The organism is Methylobacterium sp. WL18, from assembly GCF_008040015.1.
GTDB lineage: Bacteria > Pseudomonadota > Alphaproteobacteria > Rhizobiales > Beijerinckiaceae > Methylobacterium > Methylobacterium mesophilicum.
In genome coordinates this window covers 1-1,140 of sequence record NZ_VRVD01000998.1, presented here as the reverse complement: position 1 = coordinate 1,140, position 1,140 = coordinate 1, and the positions used below count along the sequence as shown (strand labels likewise).

The window sequence follows — 1,140 nt, the reverse complement described above, 5'->3', positions numbered from 1 at the left end:
GCGGGGGAAGCGCAGCGAGCCCGGGGCGACGGCGCCTTCCAGCACGGCTTCCGCGCGGGCCGGCAGCTCGCCCGGGAACACCGCGGCCTCGCTCTCACCGTCGAACACCTCGTCGCCCACCGTCTCGCCGGCCTCCGGCGTCCCGGCGACCGCGCGTAAAATCTCGGGGCCGTCATGGACCGTGGTCTCGCGAGTGGCGCGCACGGAGGCGAGCGCCACCGTGCCGACCCGGGCGCCCGCGGCCTCGGTGCGGCGCATCGAGCGGGAGACCAGCAGGCGCAGCAGCGCGTCGAGCCGGTCGTGGCTGGTCTGGTGGAGGTGGTCGGCCTTGGTGGCGGCGAACAGCACCCGGTCGGCCCGGGGCGCGAACAGCTTCGACAGCACCGTATTGCGGCCGATGTTGAGGCTGAGCAAAACCGCGTCCAGCGCCTCCTCCAGCTCGGCCAGGGCGGTGGCGCCAGCGTCCACCGCGGCGAGCACGTCCACCAGCACGATCTGTCGGTCGACCCGCTGGAAATGGTCGCGGAAGAACGGCGTAACGACCTTGGCCTTGTAGGCCTCGAAGCGCCGCTCCATCAGCCCGGCGAGGCTGTCGGGGGCGATGCTGCCGGTGAGATTGTCGAGCGGCGCGAAGGTCAGGGCCGGCGAGCCCGCGAGGTCGCCGGGCATCAGGAAGCGGCCCGGTGGCGTCGTGGCGACCGATTCCGGGCCGGCGCGCAGGGCCGCCAGATAGGCCTTGAACGCGTCGCTGGCCCGCTCGGCGGCGACCTCGTCGAGGGGGCCGTTGGGATCGAAGCCCTTGAGCGCCTCGAGCCACGGCGCCGCCACGGCGCTCCGGCCGGGCCGGCGGGTGCCGTTGATCGTCGCCCGCGACCACGCGGTGTAGCCGGTCTCGATCAGGGCGAGGTCGAGGAGCCATTCGCCGGGATAATCGACCACGTCGAGCATCAGGGTCGCCGGGCCGCTGCGCCAGCCGGCGGCGCGCTCGTAGGCGATCTCCAGGCGGAACTGACTGATCCGGTCGGTGGAGCGCGGCCAGCGCCGGGCCTCGGTCAGCGTCGCGAAATGCTCCTCGAAGGGAAAGCGCGGCACGTCGTCGTCGGGCTGCGGCACCAGCCGGGCGCGGCGCAGGCGGCCCTC

The 1,140-nt window shown here is 73.8% G+C and carries 1 protein-coding gene; it reads right to left on the bottom strand.

Features of this window, described 5'->3' with window-relative positions:
• Positions 1-1,140, bottom strand: a 1,140-nt coding sequence (locus tag FV228_RS30410; RefSeq protein WP_147857814.1) for a YcjX family protein, incomplete at both ends; no start/stop codon positions are given.